Source organism: Actinosynnema sp. (assembly GCF_052038725.1).
The window spans coordinates 1-17,530 of sequence record NZ_JBQGCX010001078.1; the positions used below are offsets into that span (position 1 = coordinate 1).

The 17,530-nt window shown below is 74.6% G+C and carries 22 protein-coding genes; 8 read left to right on the plus strand and 14 right to left on the minus strand.

Annotated elements, in window-relative coordinates; all coding sequences use genetic code 11:
• Positions 1-119: 119 nt before the first annotated feature.
• Positions 120-407, minus strand: coding sequence for a YciI family protein (locus ACTUAL_RS22660; RefSeq protein WP_096497387.1), 288 nt, complete (start codon positions 405-407; stop codon positions 120-122).
• 63 nt (positions 408-470) lie between these two features.
• On the opposite strand from ACTUAL_RS22660, the gene ACTUAL_RS22665 reads away from it, so the two are divergent.
• From ACTUAL_RS22665 to ACTUAL_RS22685, 5 genes are all read left to right on the plus strand, one after another.
• Positions 471-1,049 (plus strand): SigE family RNA polymerase sigma factor, encoded by a 579-nt coding sequence (locus ACTUAL_RS22665; RefSeq protein WP_015805594.1) that lies wholly within the window; start codon positions 471-473, stop codon positions 1,047-1,049.
• Positions 1,050-1,239: 190 nt separating this feature from the next.
• Entirely contained in the window at positions 1,240-2,139 is a 900-nt protein-coding gene (locus ACTUAL_RS22670; RefSeq protein ID WP_096498140.1) for an ROK family protein, read from the plus strand.
• Positions 2,136-3,293 carry an N-acetylglucosamine-6-phosphate deacetylase gene (gene nagA, locus ACTUAL_RS22675; protein ID WP_440901655.1) on the plus strand — a complete coding sequence of 386 codons (1,158 nt, stop codon included), beginning with the start codon at positions 2,136-2,138 and terminating at the stop codon, positions 3,291-3,293. The genes ACTUAL_RS22670 and nagA overlap by 4 nt, the downstream gene beginning before the upstream one ends.
• A gap of 4 nt (positions 3,294-3,297) precedes the next feature.
• Positions 3,298-4,194, plus strand: coding sequence for a hypothetical protein (locus ACTUAL_RS22680; RefSeq protein ID WP_440901656.1), 897 nt, complete (start codon positions 3,298-3,300; stop codon positions 4,192-4,194).
• Positions 4,195-4,203: 9 nt separating this feature from the next.
• Entirely contained in the window at positions 4,204-4,953 is a 750-nt protein-coding gene (locus ACTUAL_RS22685) for a DedA family protein (protein ID WP_096497390.1), read from the plus strand.
• Between the two features lie 6 nt (positions 4,954-4,959).
• Here ACTUAL_RS22685 and ACTUAL_RS22690 read toward each other — a convergent pair whose 3' ends face one another.
• Entirely contained in the window at positions 4,960-6,345 is a 1,386-nt protein-coding gene (locus ACTUAL_RS22690) for an FAD-binding oxidoreductase (protein WP_096497391.1), read from the minus strand.
• 118 nt (positions 6,346-6,463) lie between these two features.
• On the opposite strand from ACTUAL_RS22690, the gene ACTUAL_RS22695 reads away from it, so the two are divergent.
• Positions 6,464-7,138, plus strand: a complete 675-nt coding sequence (locus ACTUAL_RS22695; protein WP_096497392.1) for a DedA family protein — start codon at positions 6,464-6,466, stop codon at positions 7,136-7,138.
• A gap of 15 nt (positions 7,139-7,153) precedes the next feature.
• Here ACTUAL_RS22695 and ACTUAL_RS22700 read toward each other — a convergent pair whose 3' ends face one another.
• Both ACTUAL_RS22700 and ACTUAL_RS22705 read right to left on the minus strand, forming a co-directional pair.
• The gene (locus tag ACTUAL_RS22700; RefSeq protein WP_096498141.1) at positions 7,154-7,789 is read right to left on the minus strand and encodes a nucleoside/nucleotide kinase family protein; all 636 of its coding nucleotides are present in this window, start codon (positions 7,787-7,789) and stop codon (positions 7,154-7,156) included.
• Positions 7,771-8,691: a PfkB family carbohydrate kinase gene (locus ACTUAL_RS22705; protein ID WP_440901657.1), complete on the minus strand. Its 921-nt coding sequence runs from the start codon at positions 8,689-8,691 to the stop codon at positions 7,771-7,773. Before ACTUAL_RS22705 ends, ACTUAL_RS22700 begins: the two co-directional genes overlap by 19 nt.
• Positions 8,692-8,769: 78 nt before the next feature.
• On the opposite strand from ACTUAL_RS22705, the gene ACTUAL_RS22710 reads away from it, so the two are divergent.
• Positions 8,770-9,717 (plus strand): LacI family DNA-binding transcriptional regulator, encoded by a 948-nt coding sequence (locus tag ACTUAL_RS22710; RefSeq protein WP_096498142.1) that lies wholly within the window; start codon positions 8,770-8,772, stop codon positions 9,715-9,717.
• Positions 9,718-9,745: 28 nt separating this feature from the next.
• Here ACTUAL_RS22710 and ACTUAL_RS22715 read toward each other — a convergent pair whose 3' ends face one another.
• From ACTUAL_RS22715 to pyrE, 5 genes are all read right to left on the minus strand, one after another.
• On the minus strand, positions 9,746-10,861 hold the full coding sequence (locus tag ACTUAL_RS22715) for a glycoside hydrolase family 76 protein (RefSeq protein WP_096497394.1): 1,116 nt from the start codon (positions 10,859-10,861) through the stop codon (positions 9,746-9,748).
• A gap of 18 nt (positions 10,862-10,879) precedes the next feature.
• Complete coding sequence (locus ACTUAL_RS22720; protein WP_096497395.1) at positions 10,880-11,587, minus strand: TrmH family RNA methyltransferase; 708 nt, start codon at positions 11,585-11,587, stop codon at positions 10,880-10,882.
• A gap of 113 nt (positions 11,588-11,700) precedes the next feature.
• Positions 11,701-12,087, minus strand: coding sequence for a DUF2784 domain-containing protein (locus ACTUAL_RS22725; RefSeq protein WP_096497396.1), 387 nt, complete (start codon positions 12,085-12,087; stop codon positions 11,701-11,703).
• 75 nt (positions 12,088-12,162) lie between these two features.
• Positions 12,163-12,873 (minus strand): hypothetical protein, encoded by a 711-nt coding sequence (locus ACTUAL_RS22730; RefSeq protein ID WP_096497397.1) that lies wholly within the window; start codon positions 12,871-12,873, stop codon positions 12,163-12,165.
• A 1-nt stretch (position 12,874) separates the two neighbouring features.
• A complete protein-coding gene (pyrE, locus tag ACTUAL_RS22735) occupies positions 12,875-13,429 on the minus strand; it encodes an orotate phosphoribosyltransferase (protein WP_096497398.1) in 555 nt (184 codons plus the stop codon).
• Positions 13,430-13,495: 66 nt separating this feature from the next.
• Between pyrE and ACTUAL_RS22740 the strand changes: the two genes are divergently transcribed.
• Positions 13,496-14,050: a hypothetical protein gene (locus tag ACTUAL_RS22740; protein ID WP_440901658.1), complete on the plus strand. Its 555-nt coding sequence runs from the start codon at positions 13,496-13,498 to the stop codon at positions 14,048-14,050.
• Positions 14,051-14,082: 32 nt separating this feature from the next.
• On the opposite strand, the gene ACTUAL_RS22745 is transcribed toward ACTUAL_RS22740, so the two are convergent.
• The 5 genes from ACTUAL_RS22745 to ACTUAL_RS22765 form a co-directional block, all read right to left on the minus strand.
• Complete coding sequence (locus tag ACTUAL_RS22745; protein WP_096497400.1) at positions 14,083-14,487, minus strand: hypothetical protein; 405 nt, start codon at positions 14,485-14,487, stop codon at positions 14,083-14,085.
• The gene (locus ACTUAL_RS22750; protein ID WP_440901659.1) at positions 14,484-15,398 is read right to left on the minus strand and encodes a WXG100 family type VII secretion target; all 915 of its coding nucleotides are present in this window, start codon (positions 15,396-15,398) and stop codon (positions 14,484-14,486) included. The genes ACTUAL_RS22745 and ACTUAL_RS22750 overlap by 4 nt, the downstream gene beginning before the upstream one ends.
• Entirely contained in the window at positions 15,395-15,748 is a 354-nt protein-coding gene (locus ACTUAL_RS22755) for a hypothetical protein (protein WP_096497402.1), read from the minus strand. Before ACTUAL_RS22755 ends, ACTUAL_RS22750 begins: the two co-directional genes overlap by 4 nt.
• Before the next feature lie 201 nt (positions 15,749-15,949).
• Positions 15,950-16,729, minus strand: coding sequence for an SDR family NAD(P)-dependent oxidoreductase (locus ACTUAL_RS22760; protein WP_096497403.1), 780 nt, complete (start codon positions 16,727-16,729; stop codon positions 15,950-15,952).
• Positions 16,726-17,430 (minus strand): hypothetical protein, encoded by a 705-nt coding sequence (locus ACTUAL_RS22765; protein ID WP_096497404.1) that lies wholly within the window; start codon positions 17,428-17,430, stop codon positions 16,726-16,728. The genes ACTUAL_RS22760 and ACTUAL_RS22765 overlap by 4 nt, the downstream gene beginning before the upstream one ends.
• Positions 17,431-17,530 lie beyond the last annotated feature (100 nt).

Below are 17,530 nucleotides of genomic sequence, written 5' to 3' on the forward strand. Positions count from 1 at the left end.
GGGGGGGCGGTTGGGCCTGGGTCGCCCGGCTGTGGGCCGCGGCGGCCAGCTGGGGCGTGGGGGGGCGGGGGGGGGCCGGGGGGGGCCGTGGGGTTTGCCGCCCCCCCCGGGACCGGGGCTCAGGCGCCGGTGACCCAGCTGCCCAGGAGCGCCTTCCACTCGTGCACGCGGATCTCGGCGACCACGCCCGCGGGGGCGTACGGGTCGGCGTCGAGCAGCGCGCGCAGCTCGTCCTCGTCGGCGGCCTCGTAGACCAGCAGCGCGCCGGTCTCGTCCGCGTAGGGGCCTGCCGCGAGCAGCACCCCGCGCTCCTGGAGCTCCCGCAGGTAGACGCGGTGCGCCGGGCGCACCTCAAGCCGCTTGGCCTCGTCGTCGCCGTAGACCAGCTCGACCGCGAACCTCGCCATTCCGCCCTCCGCATGTTCCGTACGCCCGCCGAAGCTACCCCGGCACGGGGTAACGTCTGCGCCGTGGTCGGTCCCGGACAGAACAGCGGCGGTGTCGCGCGCGTACAGGACACTCTGACGAACCTGCGCATCCAGGACGGGATCGCGCCCGCGCCAACAGGCCCGCTGACACTCGAGGACCTGTACCGCCAGCACCGGATGCGGCTCATCCGGCTGGCGCTGCTGCTGGTCGACGAGCCCGCCACGGCGGAGGACGTGGTGCAGGAGGCGTTCACCGGCCTGCACCGCAACTGGTCGAACCTGCGCGACGCCCAGGCGGCGGTCGGCTACCTGCGCACCGCCGTGGTGAACGGCTCGCGCAGCGTCCTGCGCCGCCGCAAGACCGCGCGCGACTACACCCCGCCGCACGTGGCGAACGCCCGCTCGGCGGAGAGCCTGGCGATGCTGACGGCGGAGCACCAGGCGGTCGTGGCCGCCCTGTCGCAGCTGCCGCCGAGGCAGCGCGAGGTGCTGGTGCTGCGGTACTACGGCGACCTGTCGGAGGCCGAGATCGCGGAGGCCACCGGCATCTCCAAGGGCACGGTGAAGTCCACCGCCAGCCGGGCGCTGGACGCGCTGCAGAAGATCATGGCCAGCAACTAGGCAGCCCGCACGGACACCGGGCCCCCGCGCGCCAGCGCGGGGGCCCTTTGACGCGCGGGGGCGGTCGGGGCCGCCACCCGTTCGGCCGTTCCGTCCCAGTGGGCGCGACCGTGCTCCCAAAACGGAACTTGGTATAGACCAATGACGGGTGCATGGCGCAGTATCGGTCCCCGTGGCGCGAACCCAGCACGTGATCGCCGTCGACGTCGGCGGCACCGAGACGAAAGCCGCGCTGGTCGAGGCCTCCCCCGAGGGAGCCCGACCGGTGCGCGAGCTGCGCGTCCCCACGCCGCGCCGCGACACCGGCGAGGCGACCGCGCGCGCCGTCGTGGCCGAGGTCGTCACCCTGGGCAAGCGCTTGCGCGGCGCCGAGGCCCCCGCCGCGATCGGCCTGGTCGTCCCCGGTCTGGTGGACGAGGCGAGCGGCACGGGCGTCTACTCCGCCAACCTCGGCTGGCGCGACTTCCCCTTCGCCGCCGAGGTCGCCTCGGCCGCGGGCCTCCCGGTCGCCTTCGGCCACGACGTGCGCGCGGGCGGTCTCGCCGAGCTGCGCCTCGGCGCGGCCAGGGGCTCGCGCAACGCCGTCGTGCTGCCCATCGGCACCGGAATCGCCGCTGCGCTGGTCGTGGACGGCCGGGTGCGGGCCCTGCCCGGCGAGGTCGGGCACGTGGACGTCGGGCACGGCGACCCGTGCGGGTGCGGGCAGACCGGGTGCGTCGAGGCGCGGGCGTCGTCGGCGGCCATCGCCAGGCGGTACTCCTCCCTGACCGGGCGCGCGGTCGCGGGGGCCGCCGACGTGGCCGCGCTCCTCCGGGCGGGCGATCCCGCCGCGGCGGCGGTGTGGCGCGAGGCGGTGGACGCCCTGGCCAGGGGCATCCTGCTGGTGGCCGCGCTGCTCGGCCCTGAGCTGGTGGTGCTGGGCGGCGGGCTGGCGCTGGCCGGTCCGCTGCTCACCGACCCCCTGCGGGGGCGGCTGGACGAGCTCGCCTCGTTCCAGCGGCTCCCGGAACTGCGGCTGGCGGAGCTGGGCGACGGGGCGGGACGCCTCGGGGCCGCGCTGCTGGCCATCGACATGCTGGAGGAGACATGAGCACGTGGGGTGGACCGGTGGACGTGACCCTGGCGGGAGGTCGGGTCGTCACGCCGGACGGGGTGCTCGACGACGGGTGGGTGGCGGTCCGGGACGGCCGGATCGCGGCGGTGGGCTCCGGGACCGCTCCCGAGGGCCCGGTGACCGACCTCGGCGGGGCGCTGCTGGTGCCCGGCTTCATCGACATTCACTGCCACGGGGGCGGCGGTGAGGCGTTCACCAGCGGGGACCCGGACAAGGTGCGCAAGGCCGCCGACGCGCACCGCAGGCGCGGCACGACGACGATGCTCGCCAGCCTGGTGTCCCGGCCGGTGCCGGAGCTGGCCGGGCAGGTCGCCGCGCTGGCCGAGCTGGTGGACGACGGCGTGGTCGCGGGCGTGCACCTGGAGGGGCCGTTCCTGTCGGCGGCGCGCTGCGGCGCGCACGACCCGGCGATCCTGTGCCCCCCGGACCGGGGCTCGCTGGACGCGCTGCTGCGCGCGGGCAGGGGCGCGGTGCGGATGGTGACGGTGGCGCCGGAGCTGGAGCACGCCGTGGACGCGGTGCGGCACCTGGTGGACAGCGGCGCGATCGCCGCGATCGGGCACACCGACGCCACCGAGGCGCAGGTGCGGCCCGCCGTGGACGCGGGCGCGACGGTCGCGACGCACCTGTTCAACGGGATGCGCCCGCTGCACCACCGCGAGCCGGGCCCGATCGGCGCGCTGCTGGACGACGAGCGGGTGACCGTCGAGCTGATCTGCGACCTGGTGCACCTGCACCCGACGACCGTGCGGCTGGCCGCGCGGCACGCCGGGACGGGGCGGACGGTGCTGGTCACGGACGCGATCGCGGCGGCGGGCGTCGGCGACGGCGTGTACGACATCGGCGGGCTGGAGGTGCGCGTGGTGGACGGCGTGCCGACGCTGGCGGGCGGCGGTTCGCTCGCGGGCAGCACGCTGACCATGGACGCGGCGTTCCGCAACGCGGTGACCGGCTGCGGGCTGGACGTGGTGGAGGCGGTGCGCGCCACGTCGGCGAGGCCGGCCGAGCTGCTGGGGCTGGCCGGGGAGACCGGCCGGATCGCCGAGGGCCTGGCCGCCGACCTGGTGGTGCTGGACGCCGACCTGCGGCCCCGCGAGGTGATGAGCCGGGGCGCCTGGGTGAAAGACTGACCCCGTGCCCGATGAGCAGGAGGAGCCGGTGGCCGAGGCGTCGCGCGCCGAGGCCACCGGCGGTGGTCTGCCCGCCGCCGAGGCCGCGGACCGCACCACCGCGCCCGCCAAGCCGACAGCCGAGAAGCCGGGGGCGGCCGACGCCGAGGCGACGGCGACCGCCCCCGTGCAGGCCGAACCGGAGACAGCGGCCGAACCGGAGAGCGAGGCCGAGCCGGGCGCCGGGGGCGGGCCGAAGAGCGTGGCCGAACCGGCAGCGGAGACCGCCGAGGCCGACCCGCCCTCCGAGGAGGCGACCGGGGACGCCGCCGGGGCAGAGCCCCCGAGCGAGGAGCCCGAGACCACCCCCGCGCCTCCGGTGGAGACGAAGCCGGGGACCACGCCCTCAGCGAAGCCGGAACCGGAGCCCGAGCCGAAGCCGGAACCGGAGCCCGAGCCGAAGCCGGAGCCCGAGCCGAAGCCGGAACCGGAACCGGAGCCCGAGCCCGAGCCCGAGCCCACCGTCGAGGAGCCCACCGCCGCCGGGTCGGGCGAAGCCCTCGCCCCCGAGGTCACTGCGAGTGACGAACCCCCCACCTCTCCAGCGACCCCCGAACCGGCGCCCCCCGCCCCCGAGGCCCTCACCCAGACCTCCGGCAGCGGCGGCTTCGCCCCCCTCCCGCCCGCGCTCCAGGCGCTCGGCGTCCCCCCGTTCCGCTCCCGCACGGACGAGCACGGGAACCCGGCCTACCCGGACCACCCCGACTTCCTCGACCCCGGCGATACGGACATCGCCGACTACTCGGACGAAGCGCCCGAAGACCGCAAAAACCCAGCTCTACCCGCTGGCTGGGTGCTGCTGCTGTCGGTGCTGCTCGGCCTCGCGGCGGGCACCGTCGCCGCCGTCATCACCCTCAGTTGAGCCTGTACCGTGGTCGAGGTGACGGTCGCGCCCACCACTTCGGTCGCCCTCGGCCCGGACTGGCTCAACCCCGAGTACCTGCTGAACGGACTGGGTCCGTACATGCTGGTCGGGTTGTGCTTCATCATCTTCGCGGAGTGCGGCCTGCTGGTCGGCTTCTTCCTGCCCGGTGACTCCCTGTTGTTCACCTCGGGCCTCTTCGTCGCGAACGGACTGCTGGACTACCCGCTCTGGTTGGTCTGCGTGCTCCTCACCGCGTGCGCGTTCATCGGCAACGTCGTCGGCTACTGGATCGGCCACCGCGCCGGTCCCGCGCTGTTCGCCAAGCCGGACTCCAAGATCTTCAAGAAGGAGTACGTCGACAAGACGACTCAGTTCTTCGACAAGTACGGCGCCCGCGCGATCGTGATGGCGCGGTTCGTGCCGATCGTGCGCACCTTCATCACCGCCATGGCGGGCGTCGGCCGCATGGACGCCAAGAAGTTCTTCACCTACTCCCTGATCGGCGGCGCGGCCTGGGCCGCGGGCCTGACGGTCCTCGGCTACTTCCTCGGCCAGATCGAGTTCGTCCGGAACAACATCGAGATGATGCTGATCCTGATCGTGCTGATCTCCGTCGTGCCGATCATCATCGAGTTCGTCAAGGCCCGCCGCGAGAACAAGACCCTCGTGCAGGCCGAGGCCGACGACATCACCCAGCAGTTCCAGCAGGTCTCCGACCCGGAGGCCACGCAGCACATCCGCCGGATCGAGGGCTGACCGCCCTCAGCCCCCCGGTCGGGGGCTGAACATCGAACCGGGGTTGAACAGCCCCTGCGGGTCCAGCGCGCGCTTCAGGTCGCGGTGGACCCGCAGGGCCACCGGTCCGGCCTCGCGCTCCAGCCAGGCCTGCTTGACCTTCCCGACGCCGTGCTCCCCGGTGACCGTGCCGCCGAGGTCGAGCCCCAGCGCGAGGATCCGCTCGAACGCCGCCAGCGCCCGCTCCGCCTCGTCGGCGGACGCCGGGTCGTAGACGATCGTCGGGTGCATGTTGCCGTCCCCGGCGTGCCCGACCACCGCGATCCGCAGCCGCACGTCCTCGGCGATCGCCTCGCACCCGGTGATGAGGTCGGCGATCCGGGTCCTCGGCACGCACACGTCGTCCGTCAGCCAGGTCCCGTAGACCTCCAGCGCGGTCAGCACCGCCCGCCGCGCGGCCAGCAGGTCGGCGCCCTCGGCCGGGTCGTCGGTGGTGTGCACCAGCTCGGCGCCCGCGGCCTCGCACACCCGCGCGACCTCGCCCAGCTCGCGCAGGGCCGCCTCGCCGCCCGAGTCCGACTGGCACAGCAGCACCGCCGCGCCCGCGCCCAGGTCGGTGCGCAGGTACCGCTCGACGGCCTGGACGGACGAGCGGTCCATGATCTCCATCAGCGAGGGCACGACGCCCGCGCGCACCACCCCGGTGACCGCCGCCCCCGCCGCCGAGGTGCTGTCGAACGTGGCGACCAGCGTGGCCGGGGCCTGCGGCAGGGGGCGCAGCGCCAGCGTCGCCCGCGTGATGACGCCGAGGGTGCCCTCGCTGCCGACGAAGAGCTTGGTCAGGTCGTAGCCCGCGACGCCCTTGACCGTGCGGCGGCCGGTCCTGAGCAGCTCGCCGCTGGCTAGCACGACCTCCAGCCCGAGCACCGAGTCGGTGGTGACGCCGTACTTGACGCAGCACAGCCCGCCCGCGTTCGTGGCCAGGTTGCCGCCGATCGTGCACCAGTCGTAGCTGGACGGGTCGGGCGGGTAGAACAGCCCGTGCGCCTCCACCGCCTTGCGCAGGTCGAGGTTGACCACGCCCGGCTCGACCACGGCCAGCCGGTTCGCCGGGTCGACCTCCACGATCGCGTTCATCCTCGTGGTGACCAGCACGACGCAGCCGGGCAGCGCGTTGGCCGCCCCGGACAGCCCGCTGCCCGCGCCGCGCGGCACGATCGGCACCCCGGCCGCCGCGCACGCCCTGACCACGTCCTGCACCTGCGCCGCCGTGGACGGCAGCACCACCGCCAGCGGTGACCCGTGCGGGGCGAGCGGCATCATGTCCCGCTCGTAGGCCGAGGTGACGTCGGTGTCGGTCAGCACCGCCCGTGGTCCGACGGCGGTGCGGAGCGCGGCCAGCAGAGGCTCCATGCCACCACGTTAGGGACAGCCGGGCGCTCGCGCGACCACCGCGCGTCACCGAACTTTCGGCAACACGATGTGCCGAGATCGCCGTGCGGACCCGTCCGGCCCACGTACCCTGCGTTCCGTGGTGCTGTCCGCTTCGACCCATGCCGCCGGGCTCTTCTCCTTGGAGCAGGCAGGTCCCCTCGCGGTGTGGGTGATCACCCTCAGCTTCGTGTTCTTCGAGTGCGCGTTCATCTTCGGGCTGTTCCTGCCCGGCGACTCGCTGCTGTTCGCGGCGGGCGTCGTGCTGGCCCAGCACGACAGCGAGCTGAGCGCCTGGCTGCTGTCGGCCGCCGCGATGGTGGTGGCCGTGGTGGGCAACCAGATCGGCTACTACATCGGCCGCACGGGCGGCACCCGGCTGCTCGCCAGGCGCGGCGGGAAGATCCTGAACAAGGAGAACCTGGAACGCGCGCGCGAGTTCCTGGACCGCCGGGGCTTCTGGGCGATCGTGCTGGCCAGGTGGATCCCGTGGATCCGCACGTTCGCGCCGATGATCGCGGGCGCGGCCGGGATGAACCCGAGGCGGTTCGCGCTGGCCACGACGGTGGGCGCGCTGGCCTGGGTGCCGACCCTGGTGCTCGCGGGCTACTACGCGGCCGGGCTGCTCACGGCGGTGCCGTGGCTGGAGACGGCGGCGGTCGTGGTGAGCGTCGCGTTCTTCGTGATCGGCACCGGCGTCGGCGTGTGGCGCTACCGCCAGGAGGTGCGCAAGCCGGTGGACGAGACGGTCGAGGACGTGGCCGCGCCGCGCTGACCCACCGGCCCCCGCTCAGCGCACTTCCGCGATCACCAGGTCGGCCCCCGCGCTGGACGAGTTCACCATGAGCGCGTTGACGTGGTCGCTGCCGCGCAGCACCCGCTCGCGCGCCTCGGCCTCGGGCCTGCCGTAGCGGACGTGCCGCTCGACCAGCCGCCGCACCCGCAGGTCCTCGTCGATCCGCAGGAACCACGCCTCGTCCAGCACGAGCCGCACCCGCTTCCACTTCTCGTACTGGAGCAGCAGGTAGTTCCCCTCGGTGACCACGAGCGGCACGGCCGGGTCGACCGGCACCGCGCAGGCCACCGGCTCCTCGATCTCGCGGCGGAACTCCGGCGCGTACACCACGTCGGGGCCGTGCGCCTTGAGCCTGCCCAGCAGGTCGGCGTAGCCGGACACGTCGAACGTGTCCGGCGCGCCCTTGCGCTCGGCGGCGCCGAGCCGCTCCAGCTCCCGCTGCGCGAGGTGGAAGCCGTCCATCTCGACCAGGGCCGCGTCCGGCCCGAGCTCGTCCACCAGCCTCCTGGCCAGGGTCGACTTGCCCGATCCCGGCGCGCCGCCGATCCCGAGCACCCGCCGCTCCCCGGCTGTGGCGAGCGCCCTCGCCCGCTCGACCAGCTCCTCGAACCTCACCCGCTGTCCCGCCACCGCCACAACTCCTCGACCCAGCGCTCGGCCGGGTTGCGCACCCGGACCGCCGCGACCTCGTTGGCCCACGCGACGGCCCGCGCCACCGGTTCGCGCCGCGCGAGGGCGACCGCCAGCGCGCCGTGCCACACGTCGCCCGCGCCGTTGGTGTCCCGCACCGGCACCGGGGTCACCGGGACCTCGCCCGCCGAAACCGCCGGGCCGCCGTCGGGCCCCGCGCTCCCCGCCGGGGTCGTGCCCGCCCCCGCCGCTCCGGCGGTGGTGCGGTTCGACCAGGTCACGGGGAGGGCGCCGCGCGTCCGGATCACCAGCGGCACGCCCCGGTCGTGCACCGCGCGCTCGGTCAGCGGGAAGGCTGCCGAGCAGGCGGCGACGTCCACCAGCGGCAGCAGGTCGTCCAGGACAGGCTTCCAGCTCCCGGCGTCCAGCACCACCGGCACGCCGCGCCCGCGCGCCGAGCGGGCGGCGGCGAGCGCCAGCGGGCCGAGGTGGCCGTCGAGCAGCAGCACGTCCGCCTCGGCGACCAGGTCGGGCAGGTCGGCGGGCACGGCGGGCAGGTGGCCGCCCGCGTTGCGGGACACGACGGTGCGCTCGCCGTCGCCCGCCCGCACGACGACCATGCTGAGCGCGATCCGGAAGTCCTCGGGGGCGGTGTCGACCACCTCGACGCGGCGGTCGGCGAGGCCGCGCAGGGCGAGCGCGCCGAGCGGGTCGGCCCCGGCGGCGGTGACCAGGACGGCGCGGTGGCCGAGGGCGGCGACGGCGGTGGCCGCGTTGGCGGCGGGACCGCCGGGTGAGGTGAAGGCGGCGAGGGACTGCATCTTTTCGCCCGGTTCCGGGAACTCATCCACCTGTTGGGTGACATCGACGGTCGTCAGCCCGACACACAGGACAACTGCCACGTGTGGTCGCTCCCTAGTCGGTAGTGTCCGCACGCAATCGCTTGCGACAGCGCGAACGGGGGCTGGCTCGTGGTCACCATGCGGGAGGTCGCCAGTCTCGCCGGGGTGTCGATCACCACCGTCTCACACGTGGTGAACGAGACCCGGTCGGTGGCGGAGAGCACGCGCGACCGGGTGCTCAAGGCCATCGAGGAGACCGGGTACACCGGGGACGCGATCGCGCGGTCGCTGGTCACCGGGGGCACGAGGTCGCTGGGGCTCGCGGTGTCGCTGGAGTCGCACCCGTACTTCGCGGAGCTGATCGCGGCGATCGAGGCCGAGGCGACGGCGGCGGGCTACGCGCTGGTGCTGATCGACACGCGGGAGAGCGCGGAGTCGGAGCAGGCGGCGGTGCGGGTGCTGCGCTCGCGGCGGGTCGACGGGGTGCTGCTGACGCCCACGTCGGGCAGCGCGGCGCTGCCGGAGCTGCGGCGGCTGGGCGTGCCGACGGTGCTGGTGGACCGGCTGGTGGTGGCCAAGGACCTGGACCAGGTGGGGCCGGAGAACGTGCAGGCGACGTCGTCGCTGGTCACGCACGTGGCCGAGCTGGGGCACCGGCGGATCGGGCTGGTCACCGGCGCGCCGGGGCTGGCCACGACGGACGAGCGGGTGCTCGGCTACCGGCTGGGGCTGGGCAGGGCCGGGCTGGCGTGGGACGAGGACGTGGTGCGCACCTCGCTGGGGCCGATGCTGGGATCGGTGACGGCGGTGGTGGTCGGCGGGCACCAGGCGCTGGTGGACGTGCTGCGGGAGGCGCGGGCGCGGAACGTGCGGATCGGCTCGGACCTGGCGCTGGTGGCGTACGACGAGGTGGAGTGGGCCGAGCTGGTCGACCCGCCGCTGACCGCGCTGGCGCAGCCGGTGGAGGAGATCGGGCGCACGGCGGTGCGGCTGCTGCTGTCCCGGATCACCGAGCCGGAGCGGACGCCGGAGACGATCCGGCTGGCCCCCGAGCTGCGGCACCGCAGCTCGTGCGGGTGCCACTGAACCTGCGCGGGCGCCGCGGGCTCTCCGATCACCCCCGCGCCGTGAGCCGCCGCTGCGGCACCCTGCCGCGCTCCTCCAGCAGCGCCGCCGCCTCCAGCACCATCCAGCCGCCGAGCTGCACCGACAGGTCCCGCTCCGCCGCGCCTGCCTCGGGCGCGCCGGTGGGCCGCGCCCAGTCGGGCCCGAACAGCGGCCCGGACACCGCGGCGGACCGGTTGGCCCACGCCGCCTCCGCCGAGGCCACCACCAGCTCCGCCGCGAGCACCGCCTCCGGCCGGTCCAGGTGCAGCGCGGCCTGCGCGAGGTAGCGGGCGAGGATGCCGCTGAACAGCCCGCCGTCGCCGCCGCCGTGCCCGCGCAGCACCCGGTCCGCCGCCAGCTCCCGGTCCACGCCCGCGATCACCCGCGCCGCCCGGTCCGCCCAGCGCGGCCCGCCTCCGGAGCGCGCGATCTCCAGGCAGGCGCCCAGGTGCACGCCCTGGCAGTAGGTGTAGAGCACGCGCTCGACCTCGCGGACGGAGCCGTCCGGGCGCAGGTGCAGCCCGTCCCACACCAGGCCGGTCTCGGGGTCGGCGAGGTTGTCCTCCACCCAGTCCACGATCGAGCGGGCGCGGCCGAGGTCGGCGCGGTCGCCGCTCGCGCGGGCCCGGCGGGCGAAGAAGATCGCGGCGGGGCCGTTGGCGGGCACGTTCTTGAAGTCGTCGCCCCTGCGCCACCACAACCCGCCGCCGCCGTGGTCGGTCAGGCCCTCGCGCAGCCGGGTGGCGACGGCCTCGACGGCGCGCGGCCGGGGGACGCCGACGCCCGCCGCGCGCTGCAGGGCGAGCCCGAGCCAGGCGACGTCGTCGTAGTAGTCGTTGGTCCAGCCGGTCAGGTTGCGCACCCGCAGGCCGCGCACCAGCTGCTCGACGAGGGTGGCCCTGGACAGGCGCGGGGCGCGGAGCTGGGCGTCGACGACGCAGTCGACCAGGTGCGCCTGCCACCAGTAGCCGAAGCTCCGGTGCGCGCGGACCCCCAGGTCCGGCGGCCAGGCGCGGAGCCCGAGCGCGGTGCCGGGCAGCCCCCAGACGCTGCGCAGGTGCCTTGACCGGATGGCGCGCTCGGCCACCCCGGCGCGGGCGGCGTGCAGCTTCGGCGTCGTCACCCGGCCAGTGTGACCACTTCAGCGATCTTCCGCCCGGCGGAGCAGGTCCCAGTGGTAGAGCGCCATCGCGACGCTCGTGGTCAGGTTGTAGCTGGACACCAGGGGGCGCATCGGCAGCGACACCACGCGGTCGGCGCGGGCGCGGGTGCGCTCGGACAGCCCGTGCCGCTCCGAGCCGAACGCCAGGACGGCCCCGTCCGGGAACCGCACCCGGTCCACCGGCTCGCCGTCCGCGTCGAACGCGAACAGCTCGCCCTCCAGCGCGGCCGGGTCGTCCACCCGCGCGACCGGCAGGGCGTAGTGCAGCCCGGCGCTGCCGCGCAGCACGTTCGGGTGCCACGGGTCGACGTCGCCGGTCGACACCACGCCGCTCGCGCCCAGACCGGCGGCGACGCGCACGACCGCGCCGAGGTTGCCGAGGTTGCGCGGGTTGTCCAGCAGCACCAGCGGGGCGGCCCGGTCGGGGCCCGGCACGGCGGCGGCGGGCCGGGCGGCGAAGCCCGCGACGCCGGTGGGGTGGGCGCGGCCGGTGCGGCGGACCAGCTCGGCGGCGGTGACCGGTTCGACGGCGGCGAACGCGTCGACCAGGTCGGGGGCGTGCGAGCGGGCCAGCGCGAGGACGGCGTCCCGGTCGGTCAGCAGCACCTCGCGGACCGCGCCCGCGCCGCCGAAGCGCAGCGCGTGCTTGACCGCGTGGAACCCCTCCAGCAGCACTTCCCCGGCCACGCGGCTCCAGTCACTCGAACGGCCGGGCCAGCGTAGGCGACGCGGGGCGCCGGGACGTCAGCGCCGGACCGCCAGCGTTGGACCGTCAGCGCCGGACCGTCAGTGCCGGACCGTCAGCGCGGCGCGGCCTCCTCGCGCGGCGACGCCGAGCGCTGCCCGTGCCGGGCGGCCAGCGAGAGCCAGGAGCCGAGCACCAGCACCGCCACCAGCACCTGCACCGGCGTGGCCAGCGACTCCGGGTAGAGCACGCCGTCGATGTAGGTGTCGATGAAGCCCCTGGTGAGCGGCGGTTCCCCGCCGAGCACGCGCAGCTCGTTCTCCAGCATCGTCAGCGGGCAGTCGAGCGCGAACACCACCACCGACAGCCCCCACGCCGCCATCGCGACGTGCGGGTAGACCAACCAGCGCCACCTGCGGGCGAGGAACCCCCCGACGACCAGGAACACCAGTGCGGCGTAGTGCAGCACCACGACGAGTTCGGCGAGCGCGAGAGCGACCATCCCCCGGAACCTCCTGTACCTCGCAGCCTAGGAGTGACTACCCGGAGGCGGCCAGGAGGAATCACCCGTGCGGGATCACCCGCGCGGGAGCGACTGCCAGGGCACCCGGCCCGCCACGTCGAGCAGCAGATCGGCGAGGTGACCGATCGGGGCCTGCAACAACGGCGCCTGGATGGCCGCGACGAGCTTGTGCTCGCCGAACAGCACGGCCACCCCGAGCGCGCGCGGCTCGTGCAGCAGCCACTGCGGCAACCCGCAGGCGAGCAGCGCGGTGGCGAACGCCGGGTTCTTCCTGCGCACCTCGTAGCGGGCGTCGAACGCCTCGTCGCCGGTCGCGGTGAACTGCTCGAACAGCCCCCACACGCCGTCCTCGCGCGGGCTGATCAGCACCCACGGCCCCGGCATGGGCCGGGGCACGACCACCGCCGTGTAGGTGCGGTAGTCGCTGGTCGCCCCGGTCTGCGCGCGCAGCACGAGCTCGACGGCGAGCACGGGCACGCCGCGCCAGTGCCCGACGAGCTGCGCCTTGATCCGGCCGGGGTCGGACTCCAGCATCCGGCCGATCTGCGGGACGCGCTCCCCGAAGCCCTGGTCCTCGGCCGTGTAGCGCAGGCCGGTCGTCGACTCCAGGGCGCGCATCCGCTGCTCCCACTCGCTGACGAACACCTGCGGCGCGGCGACCTGGCCGGGTCCGGTGGCCGGGGCGCGGCGGTGCCGCGCGAAGCCGACGGCGACCGCCACGGCGAGGACCACCACCACGGCGGCGAGCAGGAGCACCTCGGTCATCTCACGCCAGCCCCAGGTCGGCGAGGTCGAGGAGGTAGCGGTAGGACAGGCCCTCCGCCTCGATGACCTCGCGCGCGCCGGTGCCCCGGTCCACGACCGTCACGACGCCGACGACGATCGCGCCCGCCTCGCGCAGCGCCTCCACGGCGGTCATGACGCTGCCGCCGGTGGTGGAGGTGTCCTCGACGGCCAGGACGCGCTTGCCCTCGACGTCGACGCCCTCGATGCGGCGCTGCATCCCGTGCTGCTTGGCGGCCTTGCGCACCACGAACGCGTCGAGCACCTCGCCGTCGGCGGCGGCCGAGTGCATGATCGCGCAGGCGACCGGGTCGGCGCCCAGGGTCAGGCCGCCGGAGGCGGCGTAGTCCCAGTCCGCGGTGAGCTGCCGCAGGAGCTTGCCGATGAGCGGGGCCGCGGCGTGGTGCAGCGTGGCCCTGCGGAGGTCGATGTAGTAGTCGGCCTCGGCGCCGGAGGACAGCGTGACCTTGCCGTGCACCACGGCCAACTCGCTCACCAGGCGGGCGAGCTCGGCCTTGGCGACGGCATCCAGAACCACTTCAGTTCGCACGGCTGCCAAGACTGTCACACGCGACCGGGCGACGCGCCCGTAAGGTGGCACACCGTGACCTTGCCCGATGTGCTGCTGGTCGAGCACCCCTGGTCGTTCACCGACCACCTGCTGAAGGTCCGCTACTCGGTGCGGGTCTACGCCGAGTCGGACGCGCCGCTGGCGCACACGGAGGACCTGGGCGGCCTGGGGCCGCTGGTGGCGCTGCGGCGCACCGCGTTCTCGGGCCGGACCGCGTTCCGGGTGGCCCTGTCGACGCCCGGCGGGCCGCTGCTGGAGGTCCGCAAGGGCTGGGGCGCGCCGCCCACCGAGGTGCTGCTGCCGGGTGGTCGCGCGCTCGGCTCGCTGCGCAAGGAGGGCGGGGGCGGGGTCGGGCTGCACGACGCCTCCGGGGTGCGGTTGTGCGCGCTGGGGGACGTGGCCGGGATGTCCTACCGGCAGCTCGCGAAGCGGGACGGCGCCCGTGTGCGCCGGGACGTGCTGCGGCTGCGGGTCGGGCTCGCCGAACCGGTGCGGTCGCTGGCGATCGCGACCGGGGTGTTCTACGACGTGGTGCGCGGCGACGGGGTCAACCACACGAGCGGCGGGCCGATCGACTCGCCGTTCTGAGGGGCGGGCCCGCGCCCGCCCCCCTCGGGCGCCTACCAGGCGTCCTCGGTGAACGAGCCGGGCTCGTCGCCGTCGCCGCCGCGCGCCAGGTCCTGCACGTCCTGGCCCTCGCGGATGGCGTTGTGGGCGCGCTTGAGGTCCGGGATGCCGGTGGCCATGGCCCGCCGCACGCCCTCGTCGTCGAGCGCCTTGCCCTCGGCGATGTCCTTCCAGGACAGCTCGCCCGCGTCGACCCGCTTGGCCAGGTCGCGCAGCGCCTGCGGGGCGCGCGGGTTGTTCGCGGCGCGGGAGATCTGGGCGAGGTCGGCGTCGGACAGGCCGCGCGAGGTGGTGCGCACCCGTGACGCCTCGGTGGCGGTCTTGATCAGCGCGGCGTTGCGCGCCTCCACGTCGGCGACGAGCGCGTCGAGCTTGGCCCTGTCGTAGGGGAAGGTCATTCCCCACCTCCGCCGCCGGACGAGGGGGCGCCGGACTGGGCGGGCGGCGGCGGTGGCGGGCTGGCGCCGGGGGGCGGCGCGGTGTAGCGGGTGTTGGCCTTGTTGACCGACGACCCGAGCTTGTAGCTGTTCATCGCCACGCCGATGGCCCCGGACTTGGCCGCGGACAGGCCGTCGCCGAACTTCTGCTGCCCGTCCTGGTAGGCGTCGAGCACGTCGAGGGCGTCGCCGACGTCCCGCACGTCCTTGAGCTTCATGAGCGCGGTGCCCATGCCCTTGAGGCCGTTGACCATGCCCTGGACGCCCTCGATGAGCGTCTGGATCGAGATGATGATCTTCCGGATGGCGTCGACGATCTGCACCGCGTCGTAGACCATCCACACCGCGCGGCCCCAGCCGACGACCGGGATCCACGCCGTCATGGCGGCCTCGATCAGCTTGCCGACCAGCATGTCCAGCAGGGTCAGCGCGAGCCCGGTGGCGGTGCGGCAGGCCGAGGCGGTGGACTGGAACTGGTTGCCGACGATCCGCGCGACCTGCGAGTCGGCCTCGATCGCGACCACCCACAGGGTGCGCATCCTGGCCTCGAACGACTGGGCGGCGTCGCCGTCCCAGTGCGGGCCGAGCTGCCCGGCGCCCGCGTCCACGTTGTGCCGCACCGCGTCGAGCGACTTGGCGACCCGGTCCCACGCGGCGGCGTTCGCGTCGATCTTCTCGAAGTCGCCGAGCAGCGGGTTGATCAGCGACTCGATCAGGTTCTCGCCGGTGACCTGCTCGTAGATCCAGTTGACGCCCTGGATCTTCCAGCCCGCCTTCTCGATGAGCTCCTTGGTGCTCTGGCGGCCCGGCCGGTCCTCGGGCGCGGCGGCCAGCGCGGTGGCCGGGTTCTCGACGTCTGCGTACGCGGTCACTCGCCACCCCCGACGGCGGGCGCCTCGGCGGCGGCTTCGAGCGCCTGCTGCACCTGGCGCAGGAGGGCCTGCGCGTGGGCGTCGACGGCCCGGTAGCTCTCGGCGGCCTCGTCCAGCGCGGCGGCCTCCTTGGTCATCATGGAGTTCGCGAACTCCAGGGTCTCGCCGTACAGCTCGGCGACGCCGGTGACGGCGGGGCGCAGCAGGGCGAGCAGGCCGGTGAACCCCGAGGTGTCACCGCCCTTGGACACGGCGTGCTCCCTGATCGTCAGGAAGTGCCCGGCGTTGCGGGTCAGCAGCTCGCTGTACCCGCTCAGCTCATCAGGTTCGACGTGGAACCGCTCACCCATGTTGCCCGTCCCTCTCCCGGTCGTGCGTGGCACTGGGACGGGGAGGAGGGCGGACGGGTTCCCCCCTGGGGGAAGGTGCCCGAACTGCCCGTTTTCCGGGCCGCACGGGTGCGGTCTCGGGCGTGTTCGGACATGTTCAGGCGCGTTCCGGCGCGTTCGCGGGTGGCCGGGCGTGGCCGGGCGTGGCGTCCGGGGGACGCGTCAGGTGCGGCCTCGACCGCCGAGGACCCTGGAGGCGATCTTGCGCAGGACGGCCCTGGGCAGCAGGCGGGCGCCGGTGATGATCGCCTTGTACTGCGGGCTGGGGATGGAGACCTGCTTGCCCGCGCGCAGGTCCGCCAGCGCCTCGTGCACCACCCGGTCCGCGTCCAGGTAGAGCAGGTCGGGGGTCTTGGTCATGTCGATGCCCGCGCGCTCGTGGAACTCGGTGCGGGTGAAGCCGGGGCACAGCGCCATGACGCGCACGCCGGTGCCCTCGGTCGACTGGGCCATGCCCTCGGAGAACGTGGTCACCCACGCCTTGTCGGCGCTGTAGCTGCTGCCCCTGCCGGGCAGGAAGCCCGCGACGCTGGAGACGTTGACGACCGCGCCGGAGCGGCGGGCGACCATGCCGGGCAGCGCCGCGCGGGTCAGCCGCAGGACGCTGGTGACGTTGACGTCGAGCTGGGCCTCCAGCTGGTCCGCCTCGGCCTGGAAGAACTCGGCGGAGTTGGTGAAGCCCGCGTTGTTGACCAGCAGGTCGACCTCGCTGCCCGCCAGCAGCTCCTCGACGGCCAGGCGGCCCTCGGCGGTGGACAGGTCGGCGGGGAAGGCGGTGACCTCGACGCCGTGCCTGGCCCGCAGCTCCTGGGCCAGCGCCTCCAGGCGCTCGGCGGTCCTGGCCACCAGCACCAGGTCGTGCCCCTCGGCGGCCAACCGGCGGGCGAAGGCCGCGCCGATGCCCGCGCTGGCCCCCGTGACGAGGGCGGTCGGGGCGCTCACTGCTTGCGCCCGAACGACGGGCGGATCACTTCGCCGCTCCCGGAGCCGGACTCGTCGTCCGGCTCGGCGTCGAACGGGTCGACGACGTCGGCCAGCTCGCCGAGGTCGCGCAGCAGCCGCTCGATCCGGGACGGGGTGGAGTTCGGCGGCGCGGCGGCCATCACCCAGTCGCCCTCCAGCCAGACCACCGTGACGTCGGCGCCGATCTCCTCGGCGGCGTCCACGAGGTCCGGGGTGATGAGCTTGCGGGCGGCGGGCACCTCGCTGACGAACGCGTAGCGGGAGCCGACCGGGCCGAGCAGGTCGGGCATCTGGTCGCGCTGGAAGGGGACGCTGTGCAGCCACAGCTCCACGACCACCGGCAGCGACCGGCGGCAGCGCACGCCCACCAGCACCGAGTTGACCTTGTTGTTGGTCTCGTGGTCCAGGACGTAGACCTGGCGGCGGCCGTCGGCGGTGAACGTGGAGCCCGCGACGACGTCCTTGGCGGTGCCGGTGCCGTAGTAGGCGATGGCGCCGCTCTCCCAGCGGGAGGTCAGGACCTGGTCGGTCTCCTCGAACTGCCAGCCCCGGAGGGCAGCCCAGCGGCGCCGCTCGCGGTTGCGCGCGGTCCGCTGCGCACGATCGGTCGCGATCAGTGCGAAGCCCGCAATGCCCGCCACCGCGGCGACGGTGAACCAGACCCACGCCGGTATGCCCACGGTGCTTGAGGGTAGCGGGAGGCGGGGCGGTAGCGACGATCAGTGCGGCCTGTCGGGATGACGAATCGGCTTCGATCTTCCGGTTCCGGGGGCGGCGGGC

What these genes read in the sequence shown, in the direction of transcription:
- nagA (WP_440901655.1), top strand. Translation starts at nt 2,136, where the DNA reads ATGAGCACGTGGGGTGGACCGGTGGACGTGACCCTGGCGGGAGGTCGG.
- ACTUAL_RS22745 (WP_096497400.1), bottom strand. Translation starts at nt 14,487, where the DNA reads ATGACCTTCCCCTACGACAGGGCCAAGCTCGACGCGCTCGTCGCCGAC.
- ACTUAL_RS22690 (WP_096497391.1), bottom strand. Translation starts at nt 6,345, where the DNA reads ATGGAGCCTCTGCTGGCCGCGCTCCGCACCGCCGTCGGACCACGGGCG.
- ACTUAL_RS22660 (WP_096497387.1), bottom strand. Translation starts at nt 407, where the DNA reads ATGGCGAGGTTCGCGGTCGAGCTGGTCTACGGCGACGACGAGGCCAAG.
- ACTUAL_RS22730 (WP_096497397.1), bottom strand. Translation starts at nt 12,873, where the DNA reads ATGACCGAGGTGCTCCTGCTCGCCGCCGTGGTGGTGGTCCTCGCCGTG.
- ACTUAL_RS22725 (WP_096497396.1), bottom strand. Translation starts at nt 12,087, where the DNA reads ATGGTCGCTCTCGCGCTCGCCGAACTCGTCGTGGTGCTGCACTACGCC.
- ACTUAL_RS22710 (WP_096498142.1), top strand. Translation starts at nt 8,770, where the DNA reads ATGCGGGAGGTCGCCAGTCTCGCCGGGGTGTCGATCACCACCGTCTCA.
- ACTUAL_RS22755 (WP_096497402.1), bottom strand. Translation starts at nt 15,748, where the DNA reads ATGGGTGAGCGGTTCCACGTCGAACCTGATGAGCTGAGCGGGTACAGC.